General features: G+C 63.3%; 17 protein-coding genes. 4 read left to right on the top strand and 13 right to left on the bottom strand.

The window, feature by feature from the left end; translation table 11 throughout:
- Positions 1 to 17: 17 nt before the first annotated feature.
- The 12 genes from QOL82_RS03340 to apbC all read right to left on the bottom strand — a co-directional run bounded on the left by QOL82_RS03340 (position 18) and on the right by apbC (position 11875).
- A complete protein-coding gene (locus QOL82_RS03340) occupies positions 18 to 866 on the bottom strand; it encodes a formate dehydrogenase accessory sulfurtransferase FdhD (protein WP_283440828.1) in 849 nt (282 codons plus the stop codon).
- Between the two features lie 19 nt (positions 867 to 885).
- The gene (locus QOL82_RS03335) at positions 886 to 1380 is read right to left on the bottom strand and encodes a hypothetical protein (protein ID WP_283440827.1); all 495 of its coding nucleotides are present in this window, start codon (positions 1378 to 1380) and stop codon (positions 886 to 888) included.
- A gap of 18 nt (positions 1381 to 1398) precedes the next feature.
- A complete protein-coding gene (locus tag QOL82_RS03330; protein WP_283440826.1) occupies positions 1399 to 2574 on the bottom strand; it encodes a formate dehydrogenase subunit gamma in 1176 nt (391 codons plus the stop codon).
- A gap of 31 nt (positions 2575 to 2605) precedes the next feature.
- The gene (locus tag QOL82_RS03325) at positions 2606 to 2845 is read right to left on the bottom strand and encodes a hypothetical protein (RefSeq protein ID WP_283440825.1); all 240 of its coding nucleotides are present in this window, start codon (positions 2843 to 2845) and stop codon (positions 2606 to 2608) included.
- Positions 2845 to 3486: a formate dehydrogenase FDH3 subunit beta gene (gene fdh3B / locus QOL82_RS03320; protein ID WP_283440824.1), complete on the bottom strand. Its 642-nt coding sequence runs from the start codon at positions 3484 to 3486 to the stop codon at positions 2845 to 2847. Before fdh3B ends, QOL82_RS03325 begins: the two co-directional genes overlap by 1 nt.
- Positions 3487 to 3521: 35 nt before the next feature.
- A complete protein-coding gene (locus tag QOL82_RS03315) occupies positions 3522 to 6488 on the bottom strand; it encodes a formate dehydrogenase subunit alpha (RefSeq protein ID WP_283440823.1) in 2967 nt (988 codons plus the stop codon).
- A gap of 15 nt (positions 6489 to 6503) precedes the next feature.
- Positions 6504 to 6698, bottom strand: a complete 195-nt coding sequence (locus QOL82_RS03310) for a hypothetical protein (protein WP_283440822.1) — start codon at positions 6696 to 6698, stop codon at positions 6504 to 6506.
- A gap of 208 nt (positions 6699 to 6906) precedes the next feature.
- A complete protein-coding gene (locus QOL82_RS03305; RefSeq protein WP_283440821.1) occupies positions 6907 to 7521 on the bottom strand; it encodes a TorD/DmsD family molecular chaperone in 615 nt (204 codons plus the stop codon).
- 27 nt (positions 7522 to 7548) lie between these two features.
- Positions 7549 to 9651, bottom strand: coding sequence for a 4Fe-4S binding protein (locus QOL82_RS03300; protein WP_283440820.1), 2103 nt, complete (start codon positions 9649 to 9651; stop codon positions 7549 to 7551).
- Positions 9635 to 10276, bottom strand: coding sequence for a DUF3306 domain-containing protein (locus QOL82_RS03295; RefSeq protein ID WP_283440819.1), 642 nt, complete (start codon positions 10274 to 10276; stop codon positions 9635 to 9637). The genes QOL82_RS03300 and QOL82_RS03295 overlap by 17 nt, the downstream gene beginning before the upstream one ends.
- Positions 10273 to 10782: a DUF3305 domain-containing protein gene (locus QOL82_RS03290; RefSeq protein WP_283440818.1), complete on the bottom strand. Its 510-nt coding sequence runs from the start codon at positions 10780 to 10782 to the stop codon at positions 10273 to 10275. Before QOL82_RS03290 ends, QOL82_RS03295 begins: the two co-directional genes overlap by 4 nt.
- 4 nt (positions 10783 to 10786) lie before the next feature.
- A complete protein-coding gene (apbC, locus tag QOL82_RS03285; protein ID WP_283440817.1) occupies positions 10787 to 11875 on the bottom strand; it encodes an iron-sulfur cluster carrier protein ApbC in 1089 nt (362 codons plus the stop codon).
- Positions 11876 to 12105: 230 nt separating this feature from the next.
- Here apbC and QOL82_RS03280 point away from each other — a divergent pair, with 230 nt between their 5' ends.
- From QOL82_RS03280 to QOL82_RS03265, 4 genes are all read left to right on the top strand, one after another.
- A complete protein-coding gene (locus QOL82_RS03280; RefSeq protein ID WP_283440816.1) occupies positions 12106 to 13260 on the top strand; it encodes an F-box protein in 1155 nt (384 codons plus the stop codon).
- Between the two features lie 285 nt (positions 13261 to 13545).
- Positions 13546 to 14715, top strand: a complete 1170-nt coding sequence (locus QOL82_RS03275; protein ID WP_283440815.1) for an F-box protein — start codon at positions 13546 to 13548, stop codon at positions 14713 to 14715.
- A gap of 281 nt (positions 14716 to 14996) precedes the next feature.
- Positions 14997 to 15413, top strand: a complete 417-nt coding sequence (locus QOL82_RS03270; RefSeq protein ID WP_283440814.1) for a hypothetical protein — start codon at positions 14997 to 14999, stop codon at positions 15411 to 15413.
- Positions 15414 to 15531: 118 nt separating this feature from the next.
- Positions 15532 to 16749 (top strand): F-box protein, encoded by a 1218-nt coding sequence (locus QOL82_RS03265; protein WP_283440813.1) that lies wholly within the window; start codon positions 15532 to 15534, stop codon positions 16747 to 16749.
- 63 nt (positions 16750 to 16812) lie between these two features.
- Here the strand turns inward: QOL82_RS03265 and QOL82_RS03260 are convergent.
- Positions 16813 to 17541: molybdopterin oxidoreductase family protein (locus tag QOL82_RS03260; protein WP_283440812.1), on the bottom strand; the 729-nt coding region annotated here is incomplete at its 5' end.

The raw sequence follows: 17541 nt of genomic DNA, 5'->3' as shown, positions 1-17541 counted from the left end.
TCGGCGGCGGCGGCGGCTCAGGCGAGGCGGCGCGCATCTTCCAGCAGCGCAGGCTCGAACACCATCCGTTCCTTGCCCGTCAGCAGCAGGAAATGCTTGCCGCTGCAGCGCGCCAGCAGCGACATGCCGACCCGTTCGGCCACCATGTGGCCCATCTGCGTGGTGCCGGAGCGGGAGAGCAGGAACGGTATGCCCATCTGCGCGCCCTTGATCACCATCTCGGACGTCAGGCGGCCGGTGGTATAGAACACCTTGTCGGCGCCGCCCATGCCGTCCAGCCACATCTTGCCGGCGATGGCGTCGACCGCGTTGTGGCGGCCGACGTCCTCGACGAAATGGATCAGGTCGCCGTCGGCCGAGAACAGCGCGCAGCCATGCACCGAGCCGGCCTGCTTGTAGATCGACTGCTGGGTGCGGATCGTGTCGACGATGCGATAGAGCGTCGACTGCCTGAGCCGCGCGTCCGGGTCCAGCGCGATGCTGTCGACCTCGTCCATCAGGCCGCCGAACACCGAGCCCTGGCCGCAGCCGGTGGTGACGACGCGCTTGGCAGTGCGTTCCTCGACATTGGCAATGCCGTTGCGGGTCTTGACGGCCACCGCTTCGACCGCCCAGTCCACCTGCACCGATTCGATTTCCTCCAGCGACTTCACCAGTCGCTGGTTGCGCAGGTAACCCAGGGTCAGCGCCTCGGGCGCGCCGCCCAGCGTCATCAGCGTGACCAGCTCTCGCTTGTCGACATAGACGGTCAGCGGCCGTTCGGCAGGGATGTGTATGGTCGACACCCGGCCGCGCTCGTCCAGGATATCGACTTCATGGGTGAGAGGGGCAGCGGCATTGCTGAGCAGCGGGCGGTTACCAGGCATGTCCGGAGCGCGCAATGCGCTATTTCTTTGCTTCGGCTGCGGTCGGCGGCTTGCCGGCAGCGGGCACCGGCAGCGAGTCGGCGACCCCGACCTTGGCAGCCTCGGCCGCGGCGACGTACGGTCCCGGGTCCTGGCAGGATGGGATCGTCGGCGCAGCGGCAACCGAAGTCGCGGCGGGCGCGGCTGCCGGCGCGGCAGTTCCCGGCGCAGCCGCGGCCGTGGCAGGGGCCGCAGCGGGTTCAGCAGCGCTAACAGGTGCAGCAGCGCTAGCAGGGGCAGCAGCAGGTGCGGCAGCCGCGGCCGGCGACGGCTGGCTGGCCTTCTTCTGCTTGTATTCCGCAGCGACCCGGTCCTGCGCCTTGCACAGCTGGTAGGCCGCGACCTTGTCGGTCCACGCGGTCTTCTGCTTCGCTTCCTCGGCCTTCGCGGCCGCCTCGGGGCTCGGCGCCGGCAGCTTGGCGGCTGCGCCGCCTGCGAGCGCCATGCCCAGCACGGCTATCAATAACTTGTTCATCCAACTGCCTCCTTGAATCTAAACCGCTTTGACCGGCGCGCCGACGCGGGCTGCGCCTTCCGGGCTGCGCACGCGCGGCACCTTGCCGCTGGCAACGTCGTCGTACCACAGGTCGTGATGTTCCTTGGCCCAGGTATCGTCGACATAGCCGTGCCGCATTGCCGCATACGCGCCTTCCATGCCTATGGTGCCGAGATAGATGTGGCCCAGCGACATCGCGCTGACCAGCACCGCGGCCACCAGGTGGATCAGGTTGGCGACCTGCATGTTACCGCGGCTGTACACCAGCCCGGGCACCAGCATGTCGAGCACGAAGCCGGACGCGCTGACGATGAGACCGAGCACGACGACGCCGAACCAGAACCAGACTTTCTCGCCGCCGTTGAAGCGGCCCGCGTGTGCATGCCCCTTGCCGATCAGCCCGCCCAGCCGTGTCATCCATTTCAGGTCGGTCAGCGTCGGCAGGTTGTCGCGCACATAGGTGACGAACATCACCAGCAGGGAAACCGCGAACACCGGTCCGACAAAGTTGTGGATATTCTTGCCGGCATAGGCAATCCAGCCGAACAGCGTATGCCCGAAGATCGGCAGCACCACGTATTTGCCGAACAGGATCGCGATGCCGGTGAATGCCAGCGTGACGAAGGTGATCGCCACGGTCCAGTGGACGATGCGCTCGAAGGACGTGAAGCGTTCGATCAGCCGCCCGGTCATCGGGGCCTTCATCCTGATCTTGCCGCCGATGAAATAGGCCAGCGCCAGGCCGACCACCGCGGCAATCAGCAGCCAGCCGCCGAAGGTCGTCAGCGGGCCATTGCGGTACTGGCGCCATGCCTCGCCGGCGGTCGTCGCGCGGGCCTGGCCGGGAAACTGCGCCTTGGGCTGGATCAGCACGCCCGCCTCCAGCGCCGGCAGGCTCGAATAGTTATGCGTGCCTTCCTTGATTACCCGCCAGGTCGGCGACGCATTGCCCGGCTGCACCTCGTTCCGCTGCGCCTGGTTCTGCTTGAGGATGTCGTCGGACTCGATTCCCGGGAAGCCCGGGCTGGGCGCCGATGCGACGCCGGGCGGCACCTGCGGCGGCGTGCTGACGACGATGCCTTCGGCCGGCACCGGTGTCTTGATCTCGGCAATGGCGGCGCCTGCCGCCAGCAGCGACAGGCCCAGCGCCAGGCCGGCGATGATTTTCTTCATGGGCTACTCCTGCAGTCGACACGGGTCGACATCAGTTGGTCTTGTTGTACTCGTTCTGGGTCTGCGCGCGCTGGCGCAGCTGGGTTTCCCAGCCGGCCTTGTCGGTCGGCGTCCAGGTCTTGGCAACGAAGGCGTTCTGCGCGCCGCGCCACGGCTCGTCCGGCGACTTGTGCCGGCCGGCGGCCAGGGTCTGGTCGCGCTCGCCGCAGGCCGACAGCGCCAGCAGCGCCGCGACGGAGACGATGGAAACGACGGACAATGGCCGCCGCATCACGATTTCTTCCCCTGCGGCGCAACGGCCGGCGGCGCGGCGCCCGCATTCGGCGACTTGCCGTAGGCGGTGCCCCAGCCCCAGACTTCGCTGCCCTTGCCGCGGCGCAGCACCCGGTTGCGGAAGATATCCGCCACCACGTCGCCATCGCCGCCCAGCAGCGCCTTGGTCGAGCACATTTCGGCGCAGGCCGGCAGCTTGCCCTCGGACAGGCGGTTGCGGCCGTACTTCTCGAACTCGGCTTTGGAGCCGTCGGCTTCCGGTCCGCCGGCGCAGAAGGTGCACTTGTCCATCTTGCCGCGCAGGCCGAATGCGCCATTGGCCGGAAACTGCGGTGCGCCGAACGGGCACGCATACGAGCAGTAGCCGCAGCCGATGCAGATGTCCTTGTCATGCAGCACCACGCCCTCGTCGGTGCGGTAGAAGCAGTCGACCGGGCAGACCGCCATGCATGGCGCGTCCGAGCAGTGCATACAGGCCACGGAGATCGATTTCTCCTGGCCGACCACGCCGTCATTGATGGTGACGACGCGCCGGCGGTTCACGCCCCAGGGCACTTCATGCTCGTTCTTGCAGGCTGTGACGCAGCTGTTGCACTCGATGCAGCGCTCGGCGTCGCAGATAAATTTCATTCTTGCCATTTGATGTCCTCTTTTTCTCGCGCTTCGCTACTGCGTCAGGCGACGATCTTCTCGATGTTGCAGATCGTGGTCTTGGTTTCCTGCATCATCGTCACCGAGTCGTAGCCGTAGGTCGTGGCGGTGTTGACCGCCTCGCCGCGCACGATGGGCGCCGCGCCTTCCGGATAGTACTCCTTCATGTCGCGGCCCTGCCACCAGCCCGAGAAATGGAAGGGAATGAACGCGGTGTCCGGCCCGACCCGCGGCGTCACCATGGCCTTGACCTTGATGCGCGCGCCGGTCGGCGTGGAAACGATCACGTACTCGCCGTCGCGTATGCCGCGGTCCGCCGCCGCCTTCGGGTTCATCTCGACGAAGTTTTCCTGCTGCAGCTCGGCCAGCCACGGGTTGGAACGGGTTTCCTCGCCGCCGCCCTCATACTCGACCAGCCTGCCCGAGGTCAGGATGATGGGGAATTTCTCGTACAGCTTCTGCTCGACGTTCTTGTCCTGCACCGACTTGTACAGCGTCGGCATGCGCCAGAACGCCTTCTTGTCGTCATGGGTCGGGTACTTGGCGACCATGTCGGGCCGGGTGCCGTACAGCGGCTCGCGGTGCTTGGGCACCGGGTCCGGGAAGTTCCAGACCACCGCGCGCGCCTTGGCGTTGCCGAACGGATGCACGCCGTGCACCTTCATCGCCACCCGCTGTATGCCGCCGGACAGGTCGGTCTTCCAGTTCTTTCCTTCCGCCGCCTTCTTTTCGGCGTCGGTCAGGTCGTCCCACCAGCCCAGCTTCTTCAGCAGGATATGGTCGAATTCCGGATAGCCGGTAGTGATGTCGGAACCGACCGAGTGGGAACCGTCCTCGGCCAGCAGGCTCACGCCGTCGCGCTCGACGCCGAAGTTGGCGCGGAAGCAGCCGCCGCCGTCCATCACGTGGCGCGTCGTGTCATACAGGTTGGGCGAGCCCGGGTGCTTCAGCTCCGGCGTGCCGAAGCACGGCCACGGCAGGCCGAAGTAGTCGCCGGTGATGTCATAGCCGGTCGCCGCGTCCTTGCCGCCCTTGGCGCGCAGCGTCTTCACGTCGAACAGGTGCATGTTGCGCATGTGCGCCTTGAGCCGCGTCGGCGACTGGCCGCTGTAGCCGATGGCCCAGGTGCCGCGGTTGATTTCTTCCAGGATCGATTCCGGCTCCGGCTCCATCATGCCGCCCTTGCCCGGCACCATCCGCAGGCGCGCGACCAGTTCCTTGGCAAAGCCGAGCTTCTCGGCGAACTGGTACATGATCATGTGGTCGGTGCGGGACTCGAACAGCGGCTCGATGACCTTCTCGCGCCACTGCAGCGAGCGGTTCGAGGCAGTCACCGAACCGGAGGTCTCGAACTGCGTCGCGGCCGGCAGCAGGTAGACCGCGCGGTTCGGGTTGAGCTCCTGGCCGTCGACCTTCATCGCCGCCATTGCCGCGGTTGCCGACGGATACGGGTCAATCACCACCAGCAGGTCGAGCTTGTCGAAGGCCTTCTTCATTTCCAGGCCGCGGGTCTGCGAGTTCGGCGCATGGCCCCAGAACACCATCGCCTTGACATTGCTGTCCTGGTCGATCATCTCGTTCTTTTCGAGCACCGCGTCGACCCAGCGCGACACCGTCGTGCCGGACTTCTCCATCATCGCCTGCGACGCGAACTGCTTCTTCACCCATTCGTAATCGACGCCCCAGACCGTGCACCAGTGCTTCCAGGCGCCGGTTGCAAGGCCGTAGTAGCCGGGCAGCGAATCGGGATTGGGGCCGACGTCGGTCGCGCCCTGCACATTGTCATGGCCGCGGAAGATGTTGGTGCCGCCGCCGGAAATGCCGACGTTGCCCAGCGCGAGCTGGAGGATGCACGATGCGCGGACGATCGCGTTGCCGATCGTGTGCTGGGTCTGGCCCATGCACCAGACCACCGTCGACGGCTTGTTCAGCGCCATCGTCTGGGCCGCCTTGAAGACCTCGGCTTCCGGCACGCCGCAGGCCTCCTCGACCAGGTCCGGCGTCCATTTCATCACTTCCTCTTTGACCGCTTCCATGCCGTAGACGCGGTCACTGATGTACTTCTTGTCTTCCCAGCCGTTCTTGAAGATGTGGTACAGCATGCCGTAGATGTACGGAATGTCGGTGCCGGAACGGATGCGCACGTACTGGTCCGACTTCGCCGCGGTGCGGGTGTAGCGCGGATCGACGACGATCACCTTGCAGCCGTTTTCCTTCGCATGCAGCATGTGCAGCATCGACACCGGGTGGGCTTCCGCCGCATTCGAGCCGATATACATCACCGCCTTCGAATTCTGCATGTCGTTGTAGCTGTTGGTCATCGCGCCGTAGCCCCAGGTATTGGCAACGCCGGCGACCGTGGTCGAGTGGCAGATGCGGGCCTGGTGGTCGCAGTTGTTCGATCCGAAAAAGGAGACGAACTTGCGCAGCAGCTGCGCCTGCTCGTTGTTGTGCTTGGACGAGCCGACCCAGAACACCGAATCCGGGCCGCTGGTCTTGCGGGTTTCCAGCAGCTTGGCCGAAATCTCGTTGTAGGCGGCGTCCCAGCTGATGCGCTGGTACTTGCCGTTGACCAGCTTCATCGGATACTTGAGCCGGTACTCCCCGTGGCCATGCTCGCGCAGCGCCGCGCCCTTCGCGCAATGCGCGCCGAGGTTGATCGGCGAATCGAACACCGGCTCCTGGCGCACCCAGACGCCGTTCTCGACGACCGCATCGACCGCGCAGCCGACCGAGCAGTGCGAGCAGACGGTGCGCCGCACCTCGATCTTGCCGCCGGCCGCGCCGGGCTTGGCGCCGTCGGCCGCGTTCGACTTGCGGATCAGGCCGAGCTGGGCGGCGGCGATGCCGGCGCCCACGCCGATGCCGGAGCGTTTCAGGAACTTGCGCCTGTCCATCGTCGGCAGCGCACGCGAAAGCGTGTCGGCCAGGCTGGACGAAAATCGTGTGGACGAACGCTGGCCGGACTGGCCTTTGCGGGTCAACAGCATGGAGTCACCTCGAATTCAAATAGTGGTAGTGCGGTAGTACTTCTTGACATGTTCGCTCAGGCGGTAGCTCTTGCCTTCGGGTTCTGCAGGCTGCTCGGACAGCGCCTCGACGGCCGCCGACGGCGCCAGCTTGACTGCGACACCCGCTGCGGCGACCAGCCCTACGCCCGCAAAGAAACTTCTGCGTGCGATCTTTGTTTGTTCTGCCATGGTAAGTCCCGGTGAATGAGAGGAATTTGCTGCTGTAGCGGCTGTCCGCCAGCAGCGGCGACGTTCTCGTTTTGGTATTTCGCCATAGTGCTTATTAACTAGCACCATTGTAGGGAGAAACCCAATAAATGCAAAGGCGCAACCTCGTCCATAAGTAGAAACCCTTAACGATTTCGCACCCGGTTACGGCGCGATCTGCGCCCCTGCGTCATGCCATGTCGAAGGCCTGTATCTCCACCTCGAAGAAGCTGCGCGCAAGCCCCGTCACGGCGCGGTAGAAGCGGGCCGACGGATGCGCGTCTATTGCGTCGCACAACCGGATCAGCCACGGTTGCATGTGGTTTGCGAAAAATGCCTGCTGGCCCGCAAGGCTATCCTGTCCAATATCATTGGACGCAATTAAATAACGCATCACTTCGCACAGCATTGCAATATGGTCCTCGGTTTCGGGCACCGATTCGTCGCGTTCCAGGCCGAGGTTTGCAAGGTCCGTGCGCAGCGCCGCCAGCGGTTTCTCCATCAGGAAGCCCGACAGGTAGTACGAACCGTACAGCATCACCTCGGGCTTGCCGACGCCGATGAACAGGGTTTCATACTCGTCGCGCACCTCCTCCGCCTGCGCGGTGCGGCAGGCGGAGACCAGTTCCGCCCACGCATGCTGCAGCACGCCGTCGCCCTCGCTGCGGGCGGAGGCGATGGTGACGATCAGGTCCTGCGACGGCGGCGCGCTGTACAGCGTCGCCAGCAGGCCGTACAGGTCGGCGCGCGCGGTTTCCTCGCCCTGGTCGGGTGTTTCGAATTTCAGCGTCTGGGTTGTCGTCATTGCCGTGTGTGCTCGTGTTGCATTCTTCTATTGGGGCCGCGTCAGGTTGGTGATGGTCGCTTCCCGCTTGTTTTCCATCATGTCCACCACGCGGCAGTCGGCGCACATCTTGATGCGGTTGATGTTGCCGGCGAAAGCGCCATGCTGCGACAGCTTGGAGACCATGTTTTCGATCATCTGCAGCGTGCCGAACGGCGCATTGCAGCGCACGCAGTGGAAAGGCTGCGCTTCGTTCAGCACCACCGGCAGCCGCGCTTCCTCGGTCAGCAGCAGCCGCGGCGTCAGCGTGATCGCATTTTCCGGGCAAGTCTTCTCGCACAAACCGCATTGCACGCAATTCTTTTCGACGAAACGCAATTGCGGCGCGTTCGCGTTGTCCATCAGCGCCGACTCCGGGCAGGCGCCGACGCAGGACATGCACAGCGTGCAGGCGGCCTTGTTCACGTTGACGGCGCCATACAGCGCGCCGGCCGGCAGCGCGATCTGCTCCGGACGCTGCGGCGCTTCCTTCAGCAGGTGGTCGAGCGCCAGGTCCAGGGTCCCGCGCTTTTCGGCTGCGCCGTTGAAGCCGGCGCGCCGCGCAGGCGCTTCGGCAGGCGCCAGCGCGGCCAGGCCGGCGTCGAGGCCGGTCGCCGTGCTTGCGCGCAGCAGCGAGAAATGCGCGCCGCGGTAGCCGAGCCCGCTGACGATGGACTGGGCCACCGCCATCTGCTCCTCCAGCGCGGTCACGTACTGCGGCGCTTCCTGGTCGGTGATGAGGATGGCGATGTTCGTCGCGCCGTAGGCAATCGCGGCAAGCCACAGGTCCAGCCCGGTGGACGCCGCATGATGGATGCCGACCGGGATCACGCGCGCCGGCATGCCGCGCAGCCGGCCGCCGGCGCGGGCCATCCGACCGAGCTGGCTGACCATCTCGGCGCCGCGTTCGTGGCCGTGCAGCAGCAGCGCCGGCGCCTTGCCGCCGGCCTGGAAATAGGTCGACAGCAGCGTCTTGAAACGCTTCGCATTGTCAGGCGCCCGCGGGTAGGCATAGGTCAGCGCGCCGGACGGGCACACGGTGGTGCAGGCGCCGCAGCCGACGCACAGCTGCGGATTGACCTTGATCAGGTTGCCGTTGTGGCTGACCGCCTCCGCCGAGCAGACGTCGATGCAGGCGGTGCAGCCGACCTTGCCGTTGCGGCCGTGGGCGCACAGCTTTTCCTTGTAGGCAAAGAACTTCGGCTTCTCGAATTCGCCGACCATCTGCGCCAGCGCCAGCGCCGCCTCGGCCTGCGCCATCTCGCTTGCGCCGGGCGCGAAATAGCCTTGCGGCGGCTGGTGCATGCGCAGCACCGGCGCGTCGGAAAGGTCGAAAACGAGGTCGAAGCGGCCGTCGCGGGCATCATCGTCGCGCACGAAGCTGATGGCGCCGATCGCGCCGCAGGCCTTGACGCAGTCGCGGTGCGACGTGCACTTGCTCATGTCGATCTGGTAGGTCAGGTCGATCGCGCCTTCCGGGCAGACATCGACGCAGGCGTTGCAGCGCGTGCAAACTTCCAGGTCGATCGGGTTGGCCTGGCGCCAGCGCACGTTGAAGGCGCCCAGCCAGCCGTCCACTTCGATCTGGCTGCCCGAAAAGGTCGGGAAGGTCCGCTCTTCCAGCATCTGCTGGTCGCTGCCCGAGGTCAGCAGCAGGCTGACGTCGAGCTGGTCGGCCAGCCGCCGCGCCCACGGCAGCGCGCGCGCGGCCGGGCCGACGACCAGCACGTGGCCGCCCGACTCGTAGCTGACGGTGGGCACCGGCTCCGGCTGCGGCAAAGCGGCCGCGGCCAGCAGCGCGGCCATCTTGGGCAGCGCTGACTTCGCGTCGCTGCCCCAGCCGCCGGTTTCGCGGATATTGACGAAGCGCAGCGGCGCCACCGAGTTGCGCTCGGCGGCCAGTTCGGAAAACAGCGATTGTTCCTGGGTGCAGGCGACGACGACATCGTCGACGCCGTCGATGGCGCCCAGATAGCCGCCGACTTCGCGGCGGCACAGCTCGGAGGCGATGGGAAGCGCTTGCGTGCCGAGGGCAGCGCCCAGCGCTTCGCCCGAACGGGCGTCCAGCGGCATGGTCCGGTTGCAGTTACAGACTTTAAATTGTGTGGTCATCTTCGGGTGTTGCGGGATCTCTGGAAGTGGCGACGGCGTCGTCGGCCGGGGTATCTGTATCTGTCGGTGTGTCTATCGGTGTATCGGCGGGCCTGGCGTCGATGGCCGGGTCGTCGCCTGTGTGGCTGTCGGCCAGTGTTGGCGCGCCCGCCTCCGCATCGACGCGCGCTGCGTCGTCGACGCTTGCAGCCGCTGCGTCCGCCGGTGCGGCTGGCGCAAGCTGCTCGATCCGGTCCAGCATCCGCATCGCGGGCTGCTGCAGGTGGCCCAGCGGGTCGAGCAGCTGCTTCGCGTGCGTCAGCATCGCCAGCATCGCAGGCGGAATCGGCTCGAAGGTGTTGTAGTCGCCGATATAAATGTCCAGCCCGTCCATCACGTTGAAATGGGGATCGGTGAACAGCTTCTTCATTGCCGAGCGCCGCACCGCCTCGTCCACGCCCGGCTTCACGAAACGCCTGAAGTCGGCGTCGTGGCCCAGCGCCGCAACGTCGTCGAGCGTCGGCGGCGGCAGTTCGGGCGCCGGTTCGGCGAGCTGGGCAGGGCCTTGCGCGTCCGTCGGCACAGCCTCCGGCTCGCCCTGGGCACTGCGCCTGGACCAACGGCTAAAGAAATCGCCTGCGCTCATTGCGTGCCTTTTTCCTCGCGCGCCATCTGCTGCACTGCAGCGCCGCCCTCGAACGACGGCTTGCGCCGCTTGCGCTTGGGTTCGGGCCGGTAGTGCTCGGCGGCGAATGCAGCCACCCTTTCTATCATGTCGTCGGACAATGGCAGCGTATCGACCTGCTCGCCGCCATCCATCAGCCGCGCCGCTTCATTATAGGAAAGCGTGACCGACTTCGGCAGCGCGAATTCGGCGCCGTCCCGCTCGTCCATGCGCCACATGATGAACCAGCACGGGACCGGCGCATTGACATTCAGGTGATAGCCCTCGCCCTCGTCGCTGTACAGCGCGACTTCGAAGCCGGTATGCAGCCAGCGGCTGTCGGCGTCGTCGTCGCGCAGGCAGTGCAGGCCCGGCGGCAGGCCGATGTCGGCGACGATTTCCAGCGGACGCCACTGGTGCGACTGCCAGCGGTTGTCGAGCCGCCGCCGCTGCATCACCACGCCCACGCGCAATGCTTCTGTGTGCATCTGATCAGTCGTTGCGTATGACGATGTTGGGGAACTTGCCGGACATGTCGCGCGCCTTTTCCGCGACCTTGACGGCCACCTTGCGCGCGATGTCGCGGTAGATTGCCGCCACCTTGCCGTCCGGGTCGGCGACGACGGTCGGCATGCCGCTGTCGGTCTGCTCCCGGATCGCCATCGTCAGCGGCAGCGCGCCTAGGAAATCGACGCCATATTCCGCGCACATCTTCTGCCCGCCGCCTTCGCCGAAAATCGGCTCGGCATGGCCGCAGTTGCTGCAGATATGGGTGCTCATGTTCTCGACGATGCCCAGGATCGGGATGCCGACCTTCTCGAACATCTTCAGGCCCTTGCGGGCGTCGAGCAGCGCGATGTCCTGCGGCGTGGTCACGATGACGGCGCCGGTGACGGGCACCTTCTGCGACAGCGTCAGCTGGATGTCGCCGGTGCCAGGCGGCATGTCGACGATCAGGTAGTCGAGGTCGCGCCAGTTGGTCTGCTCCAGCAACTGCTGCAGCGCCTGGGTGACGATGGGGCCGCGCCATACCATCGGCTCGTCCGGGTCGATCATGAAACCGATCGACGACACCTGCAGGCCGTGGTTTTCCATCGGCTCCATGGTCTTGCCGTCGGTGGATTCCGGGCGGCCGTTGATACCCATCATCATCGGCTGCGACGGGCCATAGATGTCGGCGTCGAGGATGCCGACCTGCGCGCCCTCGGCGGCCAGCGCCAGCGCCAGGTTGACCGCGGTGGTCGATTTGCCAACGCCACCCTTGCCGGACGCCACCGCGATGATGTTCTTCACGTTCGCCAGCAGCTTCACGCCGCGCTGCGCGGTATGGGCAACGATCTTGCTGTGGACATTGGCGCTGACATTGCCGGCGCCGGGGACCGCGCGCACGGCGGCGATGGCGGCGCGGCGGATCGGGTCGATCTGGCTTTTCGCCGGGTAGCCCAGCTCGACATCGAAGGCGACGTCATTGCCGTCGACCTGGATGTTCTTGGCGGACTTGCCGCTGACGAGGTCGCGGCCGGTGTTGGGATCGATGACGGCGGCCAGCGCGGCCTTCACAGCTTCAACGGTAATGCTCATTCGATCTCCTGGAAAATTAAGCGGGAGTGTAAACGATTCGCAGGAAAGGCGCGGCCGTCGGGCCGAGAACTCCGAATCCCGGCGCAGGGTTTCCGCAAATCCGCCGCATCGGGCGCCAGGCAGGCGGCAGGAAGGTTGGCGGCGGGATACAGGCAAGGGAAGCCAACCGCGCGCCTCGAACCACTGTCCTGGTTCGTTACTCAGCCATCTTTCCCTGTCCGAGAACGTTTATGAACTCCGCTTCGCGAGCGAATGCTTTTTTTCACGCAGCCGAAACAGCTGTCGATGCCCCTGGCCTGGCAATGCTGCCGAATGACGTGCTTCCCAGTATCTTCAGCCGCCTGCCGACATCCGAGCTGTTCGCATTGGCTAGCGTCAGCGGGCAAATGCAGCATATGGTAAGAGCCCAGCTGGGCGACGTTACCAGGCGTGAGCTCCTGAGGCTCACGCCGACGCCGGCCGGCGATTTCGTGGAGCCGCTCTGTGCGCTGCTTTCTGCAGGCGCCCAGCATATTGCTGAAGAAGACTGGACGAAGTATTTGCAAAGTGCCGGCGACGCCGGCATCAGTCCCCTCCTGCTGCAGGCCTTGCTGCTCTCGTTGGCGACAGAGGATGCCGCGCTGAGAAAACATCCGGATACGCTTGCTGCTGCAAGTCAAAAAAAATATTCTTCGCTCATCAACGGATGGGGATGTGTCGTGCGCGTTTGCGCGGCCGGCATGAAACAGCTCATGCGCCTGGAAGCGCGGCGTAACCCGGGCGACGCCCAACCTGTCCAGTTGAAAAACAGCCGCGGGTGGCAGTACCTGGTCGAACTTTACCAGCCTCTTTTTCCTGTCTCGCAGCTCAGACTGCTTTTATCCGTGCGACCGCAGGCGCTGGACAGGGAAGGCAACCGTCGCGCGTTCGACGGGCTTGTCGCCAACCATCTCGCCAATATGTTGGAATCAAATAATTTTTTTGAAATAAGCGCACGGGTTTTGAAGGAGCCAGACATTTGCGCTGCGTATTTCAAGCTGTTGTCCGACGCCTGCGCTGTTGCTCCGCCGGGAAGCGACATTACCTATTTTCAGAAAATATGCGGCAAGCGAGCTGGCGGGCTTGTTTCAGGGCACTGGAAAAATGACACGCCGGAGCATTGCAATTTCGTGCTTCGCCTGTTGGCGTACGAAACGCTTGCCAATCTCGCTCGCGACAGTAATGGCGGTACCCGATGGTCGAATGCAATCTGGTCCCACGTCAGACCGGATTATCTGAGCCACCTGGAATTCGAAGATTTCAGCGAAACCATGAAAGACTGCATCAATCGGGAAATGAGACTGGAAGACGCAGTCAGCTTGTGGATTACCGAAAACCTGGTCGGATCTCGTTGCGTCATCAGCTAACGGGCGGGGCACGGGGCCACGGTGATCGCGCGTATCCGACTGGTGGGAATCCAGGAGCCGCTCCAAGGCGGCCCGCACCGCCGGGTGGTCCACCTGCCGGCAGTCCCGGTACATCATCGGGATCAGCTGGCGTCGGATGCACCCTGCCCGATGTTCTGCCCGCGTAGCGGATGCAGCCCGGCGCCGGGTTCAATCAGACTCTTCAATCAGCTTCCGGACACTGGCGCAACCTGGCAATTCGAGCGGTTACCGAGGCCCGATCCCACCTGATGCAAGGAAAATGCCGTGCGCTGCTCACAATCCGTCCAATATCCAACCGCCGCGGTCCATTCTTCCCAAACCCCAACGCTGACGTCGATGCTGCCGGACGTCTTGCCAAACATTTTCTCCAGGCTGCCGGTATCCGACCTATTGACTTTCAGTCGCCTCAACAGGGAAGCCAGGCAGGCAAGCGCAACCTTGCTCATGCCGAAGGCAATCAGCCTTTTCGACAATTTCAATGTGGACGAGTATCAGGACTCCCTGGAGAGACTCGCCGCCTTTTTCAGAAACGGCTGCGCCGGGATTTCCAATGCAAATTGGCTTGCACTTTTAAATAAAACGGCAGCCCAGGGAATCGACCGCCAGTTGTTCGAAGTCCTGCTTTTTGCGTTTGCCGCCGACGACATTGTGCTCCCCACGATACCTGCCCTTCCGGAACCGCATGAAAAGCCGCCTGTTAGAACCAGCTACGGTGACTTGATACCGGACCGCAACTTCGATCGTCGCCGGGCTGCTGCCAGGAAGTTTATCTTTCAAACTGGCGCGACGGAGATGTTCGATGTGGCGCGTTGCAATAAAAATCCGACGACGAATACCCGCTCGCTTGCCGAGAGGCGGGGATGGACAAAATTAACTGCCGTCTTTAAGGAATGCGAGACTAGTACGCAGGTAAGGATTCTTTTAAACATTCGACCAGCGGCTTGGGATGCGCCCGACATCCATCTGGCATTCGAAGAGCTGGTGATTGCCCATATTGGCAAGCTGGTAAAAGATAAGGATTTCCTTTTCGCCCCTGACGATTATTCCGTCAAGGAACTCGACGCCTATTACACGGTCCTGGCCGACTTTTATACATTCACTCCCTCAGTCGGCGAACGCGCCTGTTTCGTGTCGATGTATGCAACACGGCAGTCGAACTTTCCCGACTGCCTGTCCTGGAAGGACAGCACCCTCGGAACATGCAATTTCGTGTTTCGCCTGCTGGCTGCCGAGATTTGCGGAAACAGGGCAACGCCGGACGCTCAATCCTGTTTCATCAAATCATTGGCTTTACGTCGCTTTATTACAGGCAAAGAATTCGACCATTTTGTAAAAGCCCTGAACGCGCGCATGGACCGCGGAATGACCTTGGAGATTGCCGTCAGCAGGTGGCTTGACGACAACAGAGCAGCCGGCAAATGCGCGATCAGTTGAATCGTTTGCCTGGGCAGGACAACACCCTGACCTGCGACGTTTTCAGTCTGCCAGTGAAGTGACATGCTCGCCTTCGGACCGGCAGTTCGTCGCGCAGCCATTTCAAAGAATAAAGCCAGACATCGGCTGGAACGCACCGCGAACCTGTTCCAGGCATCGGCGCTTGCAATCGGTAGACGCTGAGAAAAGCCGTATCTGCATGCTGCGCCGCTCAATAGCGCGCTTCGGCGATCGATAACGATCAATTCTTGCAATCGCCGCGGTCGAACTGAAATGACTGCATGGCCACTAGCTTCATTCTCACTTTTGGCAAAGGCTCCACCATGGACAGCGCATTACCTCAAAGCAAGGATACTCGTGGAGAACAACGCGCTTATTCATCACCAGAAACATCGAGTTCATCTGCGCAAGGATCTTCTGCCAGAAAAATATCGGCGCGCATGGCGGAAGGTCGAAGCAATTCCAGCAGTATGTTTATGACCGGGAAGGTCCTGGCCTTGCCCCATCACGCGGTGATCAAGGAAGCGGACGCAAAAACGAACCCTACCTACTGCCCGTGCTTCAGGTCGGCTCCCAAAGCGGAAAATGACGTTCCAAACGCGACGATTCCACCGGAAGCCCATTTTAAGAATGGCGGTCACCTTGCATACCGCAACCAGGTGGCGCAACAAGAGAAAACCCCGTGCGTCTTGCTCTGAGCCTGGCTCCAACACAAGGACAGTCCTTTCTAATGGCCAACTTCGCATACACAAGCTTTTAGTTGCATGAGCCAGGCGGGGATTGAACTGGTCGTTAAACCAAGTCTCGATAAAGGCAATGATGTTTTTTCCAGCCGATACGATTTCAGTCAGGAACGAGCTGATTCCCGCTCATCCAGGACTTCAGCTACACGCACTTCCCGCCGACGTCCTGCCCAATATTTTTTCGCGCTTGCCGGGGCCTGATCTTCTCAGCCTGGTCCAGGTTCTTGAACACAGCACGGACCAGAACCGCGCCTTTGTCAGGGCTTGGGCTGGTCAGGAACTTGCCGACCTAGCGACGGCGGATGGCGAGGCAGTGTGGAAGCGATTTCCGTCCTTTATTCGAAGCTGTGCGGATGCGATTTCTCATCGAGGCTGGGAACAGTTCCTCGTCGACCAGCAAAAGGAAGGCGAAGGAAATGCGCGACTTTTGCAGTTTGCCCTCCTGTCACCCGGCGCCACGCGTGCGAGCAATCATTTAAGAATGGCCACGCAGCGTGGGCAGCAGTTAGCCGACGGCGTTTCTGCGAACAGGCAATTGACACGCTTTTGCGATGGCGCCAGCGGAAATGCATGGATGGGCGTGATCGCCGGCATGGTAATCGCAGGACGCTGGCAGCATCTGATCGAACAATACCGGCAGCATGGTTCGCCCGAAGCGCTCGATCGTTTTGAACAGGACGCTGCCGTCGCGCTTTGCCTGGCGCAACTTGGCGATGCATTCAGGCGCCTGCCTATCGCGCATCGAATAGACATTCTCCCGTCGCTGGCGACCGACGACCATGCCAGCCGTTCCGGCATCCTGAAAGGATTTTTTCAGGCGCTGTTATCCCGTCACCTGTTTGACATTCTGGATCCCCTCGCGCGTGGGCCAAAACCGAATTACTTAGCCGTTCGGCCCGCTTATTTTTCGCTTTTGAACGTCCTTTATTCCGGCGTCAAATATCGGCTTCCAAAAGAAAAGCTGATGACCATGACTATTGCTTTGCATGTGTCCAGCATGCTCCCCGATTCCATCGATATCGGGCCGTGGAACCATCATCAACCAGCATTGGCATTGTGTTTGCTTATCACCAGCTGTCTTTTGCTGAGCTTGGGAGGCAGGGGACCAGACCTTGCCGGTGCGCGTACTTTCGATAAAAAACTGACCGATGGCGGGTTTATTTCCAAAGGCGACCTGATCGACCTGTTCTGCCACGTTGGCATGTCCGACGGCGATACCCCGGGCGCAGTGCGAAGCTGGATGGCGGCGAAAGGCAGGGGCCAGTCGCGCTGCGCCTGCATCGTCATCTGACGACGGTTTTTCCAGGGCGGATTCGGCCCAGCCCTAGCCCGGGCCGGTCGGGCCGAATCCGGGCTAGTGACTGGCGTTCAGCATGGCCTGCCCGCCGCCATAGCTGCTCTGCTCGGCCACCTCGCCACCCAGCGTGACCTGGATCGCGCAGTACTTGAACTCCGGGATCTTTGCGAACGGGTCCAGCGCCGCATTCGTGAGCCGGTTGATCGCCGCCTCGTAGTAGCAGAACGGCACGAACACCGCGCCCCGCGGCGTGCCCTCGTCGGCCCGCGCATACAGCGCCACCTCGCCCCGCCGCGACGCAATCGTGATCACGTCGCCCGGCTTGCCGCCCAGCCCCGCCAGGTCCAGCGGGTGCACCAGCGCCACCGGGTCCGGTTCCAGCGCGTCCAGCACCGCCGCCCGCCGCGTCATGCTGCCGGTATGCCAGTGCTCCAGCTGCCGCCCCGTGATCAGCACCATCGGGTACTCGGTGTCCGGCCGCTCCGCTGCCGGGATGATGTCGGCCGGCACGAACCGCGCCCGCCCGCTCTCGGTCGGGAACGCCTCGACGAACACCACCGGCTCGCCGGCGTCGCCTTCCTTCATGCACGGGTACGTCACCGCATTGTCGCGCTCCATCCGGTCCCAAGTGATGCCGGCAATGCTCGGCATGCTGTGCCGCATCTCGTCGAACACTTCCGACACGTGGCCGTAGTTCCAGTCCAGCCCCAGCTGCTGCGCGAGCTGCTGGATGATCCACAGGTCCGGCTTGGCCTGGCCCGGCGGGTCGATCGCCTGCCGCCCCAG

The organism is Noviherbaspirillum suwonense, assembly GCF_900182955.1.
Lineage (GTDB): Bacteria > Pseudomonadota > Gammaproteobacteria > Burkholderiales > Burkholderiaceae_D > Noviherbaspirillum_A > Noviherbaspirillum_A suwonense.
This window is presented reverse-complemented; position numbering and strand designations above follow the sequence as displayed.